The organism is Chloroflexus sp. (assembly GCF_034434295.1).
GTDB lineage: Bacteria > Chloroflexota > Chloroflexia > Chloroflexales > Chloroflexaceae > Chloroflexus.
On record NZ_DAOTZQ010000030.1, the window covers coordinates 1 to 4,465 of the forward strand.

The window sequence follows — 4,465 nt, forward strand, 5'->3', positions numbered from 1 at the left end:
CATAGCGTCGGTCAAGAATGCACGAGATACCTTCCAGGAGATGTTTTGAGATAGGTTCTACACATTCAGAGTCTCACCGTGCTCACCCTCTCCCTCACAACACCTGCACCGGATCAATATCGATCACCCAACCGTACAACGGGCCAACCGCATCCAGTGCCAGGCGTATCTCCCGGATGTCTGTGGCCGGTGGCATCCGTAACAATACGTGCCAGCGCCACCGATCACGTTGTCGGCGAAAGAATGCCGGTGCCGGCCCGATCAGACGCCAGCCGACCAGATCGCGACCGGTAATGTACGTCTGCAAGGTGACAGCAAGCTGTTCGGCCTGTCGTCGACAGATTGACTCGCTGGCTGCGGTCGTGACGAAGCGCACCAATCGGCCAAAGGGAGGATATGCCAGTGCCCGCCGGAAGGCGATCTCTTCCCGAAAAAATGCCCGGTAGTCGTGCTCGCATGCGGCCTGAAGCGCATAATGATCGGGTTGATAGGTCTGAATGATGACCTGCGCCCCTTCACTCCGTCGCCCTGCTCGTCCGGCAACCTGAGTCAGAAGTTGAAATGTCCGCTCGCCACTACGAAAGTCGGGCAGGTGCAGACCGGTATCGGCTAATACCACGCCGACCAACCCAACCAGAGGTAAATCAAGCCCTTTCGCAATCATCTGCGTACCGACCAGCACATCGATCTCGTGGCGTACCATTGCTTCTAGCAGGGCATCATGGGCATTCTTTCCACTGATACTATCCCGATCCCAGCGAGCTACCCGGGCATCGGGAAACAATTCACGTACCACTTCGGCAACGCGCTGTGTGCCGATACCCGAGACGCGAATGCGGTGACTGAGACATTGCGGACAGACTACCGGCGTAGCCGTGCGCTGACCGCATGAATGGCAGATTAAAACGCGCACCGACTCGCCGGCTTCAGCAGTGGTTGATGTATCGTAATGAACGGTGAGTGGTGCGGCACACCGTCCACAACGGGCAACATAACCACAATCTCGACAAAAAACAAAGGAAGCGGCTCCCCGGCGATTGAGAAAGAGGATCGCCTGTTGCCCACGGGCAAGGGTCTGCGCCAGCGCGTATTGCAGTTTGATCGAGAAGATGGATGTGTTGCCCTGCTGTAGTTCATGCCGCATATCAACAATACGCACCGGCGGCAACGGCAAGGGGCGACTGTGAACGAGACCATCGACGCCAATCTGGGCACCAATTCGCTCTGGTAATTCGAGTAACTGAATCTGACCATTGCGGGCGGCATAGTAGGTTTCAACGCTTGGCGTTGCACTACCAAACACGACCGTTACTCCGGCCAGATCGGCAAGGTGTAATGCTGCGTCACGCGCATGGTAACGAGGTGCTGCATCGCTTTTGTAACCAGGTTCATGTTCCTCATCGACAATCACCAGGCCGAGATCGGGTAATGGCGCGAAAAGTGCGGAACGTGCACCGATAGCCACCCGGGCTTCACCCCGCCTTAATCGCCGCCACTCATCGTAGCGCTCACCATCACTCAACCCGCTATGCAAGACCGCCAGTTGATGACCGAAACGAGCAACAAAGCGACGGACTAACTGGGTGGTGAGGGCAATCTCCGGCGCCAGCACCAATGCCTGTCGACCAAGCCGTAACGCACGAGCGATCAGGCGCAGGTAGACTTCAGTTTTCCCGCTACCGGTGATTCCATAGAGCAGAAACCGTCCGCCCGTACCGGCTTCAAGCGCAGTCACGATTGTCTCATACGCCACCCGCTGAGCAGTTGTCAGTGGTGGCGGCGTATCGGTGGACGGATGTACTGTTGCCAGGGGATCCCGATAGATTTCACGACCAACCAGTTGCACAAAACCCCGCCGTTCAAGCGCACGTATCCCTGTATTGTCAATACCTGTCGCTCGCCGTAGCTCCTTCAACGTAGGAGGATCGCTTGTCGTCCGTTCAGCCAGCCAGCGCAATGCTGCTGCCTGTCTGGGTGCACGACGCAGTTCGGCTATCGCTTGATCGAGATCGTGCAACGTTAACCGGACAAACTGCTCTTGTTGGGGACGTACTCGCGGTGGATCGATACGCAAGCGGCGCGTAATCAGACCTCGTTCGGCCAATGACCGATACGCAGCCCGCAGATTTGCATCACTTCCGCGCAGCGCCGCCCGCAAGTCGGCCTCACTCAATTCCCCATGCCGACGCAAATAAAAGAGGATCGCCCGCTCACGCTCTGGTAATGCACCCAATTCACACGTAAGACCTGCCACCGTTGCCCGCCAGGTTGTCACCGCCTGCCGGATCATGCCTGGCGGCAAACAGAGATCAAGCACCGCTGCCAGCGTTGTATAGCAGTTCTCGGCCACCCAATGCGCTAATTGAATCGTCAGTTGTGGGATCGACAGATCAGGATCGACCAGGTCAATCAGATCGCGCAACCCACTGACAGTGCGGCGCTGCATTGTCAGAACCACCCCCTGAACCTGCTGTTGGCGCAACGGTACCCACACCAGTTGTCCTATCGCGATGGCCGCTTGCAAATGATCAGGTACACGGTACGAGAAGATGCCCTGGTGTTGGGATGGCAAGGAGTCTGTGAGGACGGCCACATCAGCCACCAGTTCAGAGACAGGATTCATAGACAACGAATCACCTCAGATTGCAGCGATATTCCGGCTTTATGATATACTATCCCTTCGGATCGCTGGAGGGTCTCGGGCCGGCAACGGGCTGGCTTCTCCCCTCCGTAAATACTAAAGAGAGGCAAACTATGGCAAACGTTACCCTGACAGCTCAACGGCGCCACATCTTTGGCAAAAAAGTCAAAACACTCCGTCGGGAAGGAATTTTGCCGGCTAATTTCTACGGCAAAGGCGTTGAAACCACGGCGATTCAGATCAACGAACGCGATTTCGAGCAGATCTTCCGAACGGTGCCGAAAGGCGAGTCCTTCAACCTCGACATCGAAGGTACGACATATCCGGTCGTGATTTATGTCGTGCAACGCCATCCGGTAACCCGCAAATTCCTGCACATTGACTTCAAGCTGGCCTGATGAGCAGCACCGGTGGGCCGACACCTATCGGCCCACCACCCCGGCTAACCGGCATACCGTCGCCCCTTCCAAATCACTCCCTGTCCTAATCGAACGCGCAGAATGCCATACCCGGCAATCAGCAAATACATCAGCAAACCGACCGGCCAGAGAACGGCGTGCAGTGGGGTGAGCCGGTAAAACCGTTGATACAGCGTTCCCCAAAACAGCAGGCCAACCAGCCACGATACCATTCCGACCAGCAAAACCAAACTTCCTGCCCAGCCACCGGTGAACCAACCACCGATCATCAACAGCAATGGGCCATACGCCTGTGCCAATAGCAACGTCATCCCGATTAACGAACGCCAGCCACCACTCCGCGATCCTGCCGAGGCATTTTTCATCAAACCCTCGATCACTTCAGCCGCATTCGTATACATCCGTACTGCCAGATATTCCATCCCAATCGCACCACGCACCGTGAAACCGGCGGTGCGCAAACGCTGGCCAAGACGAACATCTTCCAACACCTCAGCTCGTACCGCTCCGTGACCGCCAATCGCTTCATACGCCGCACGCCGCACGAAGATGCATTGACCGTTCGCCAACACCTCTTCTGGGCGAACATCAGGCTTAGCCAGGCGCTCGAAAGGAAAGATGGACACGATCAAGGCCACGAATGGCGGCAAGATCAATCGTTCAGACCACGTTTTCAACTCAAGAAAGGGAAAGATCGTCACCATATCGCCATTAGTTGTCAGGGCATGACAGAGTAAGGCTGCTGCCAGATCAGGTGCCGGAGCCGTATCTGCATCAAGAAAGAGCAACCATTCACCGCTCGCCACACTACTGGCCTGCTGACAGGCATGGCATTTACCAACCCAGCCCGGTGGCAGCGGTTTCCCTGAGATTATCCGTAACCGGGCATCGGCAACTGCCAGATCGGCCAGAATTGCCGGTGTCCGGTCGGTTGAGCCATCATCAACCACTATCACCTCAATATGAGGATAGCGCTGAGCCAACGCTCCCTGTACACAACGGCTAATTCCCCGCTCTTCATTGCGCGCAGGAATTAAAATCGAGATCAACGGCGGATCATCGGGCAGGCACGGCGACGTTAACCGTGGAATTTGACGCATTCGTCGCCACTGGCCGAGAAAACTACCGGCAAGACCCAATCCGACCACAACCCAGAGTAGAGTGAGCCACATGGATGCACCTCTTTCACGAGCACAACTATGCATAGTATAACAAAGGGGTGGATCGGCAAAGAGGAGAGAGGCTAGGCAGAAGACGAGGCAGTGGATCTTACATAGAACGATCCGATGGTTAGCAGTCTTCTGGGCTCTTTACCGCTTCCTGAAGCGATCTGGCGTGTGCGTTGCCTGCGATGACCTTGCCACTTGACAAGCTGACGACCTTCGAGTATACTACGCAGCGTTGC

The 4,465-nt window shown here is 56.1% G+C and carries 3 protein-coding genes; 1 reads left to right on the top strand and 2 read right to left on the bottom strand.

Features of this window, described 5'->3' with window-relative positions:
* Nucleotides 1-94 precede the first annotated feature (94 nt).
* Nucleotides 95-2,623 carry a replication restart helicase PriA gene (gene priA, locus VAE57_RS04700; RefSeq protein ID WP_322820745.1) on the bottom strand — a complete coding sequence of 843 codons (2,529 nt, stop codon included), beginning with the start codon at nt 2,621-2,623 and terminating at the stop codon, nt 95-97.
* A 131-nt stretch (nt 2,624-2,754) separates the two neighbouring features.
* On the opposite strand from priA, the gene VAE57_RS04705 reads away from it, so the two are divergent.
* On the top strand, nt 2,755-3,039 hold the full coding sequence (locus VAE57_RS04705; protein WP_012259673.1) for a 50S ribosomal protein L25: 285 nt from the start codon (nt 2,755-2,757) through the stop codon (nt 3,037-3,039).
* Nucleotides 3,040-3,083: 44 nt separating this feature from the next.
* Here the strand turns inward: VAE57_RS04705 and VAE57_RS04710 are convergent, their stop codons facing one another.
* Nucleotides 3,084-4,232, bottom strand: coding sequence for a glycosyltransferase family 2 protein (locus tag VAE57_RS04710; protein WP_322820746.1), 1,149 nt, complete (start codon nt 4,230-4,232; stop codon nt 3,084-3,086).
* Between the last annotated feature and the right edge of the window lie 233 nt (nt 4,233-4,465).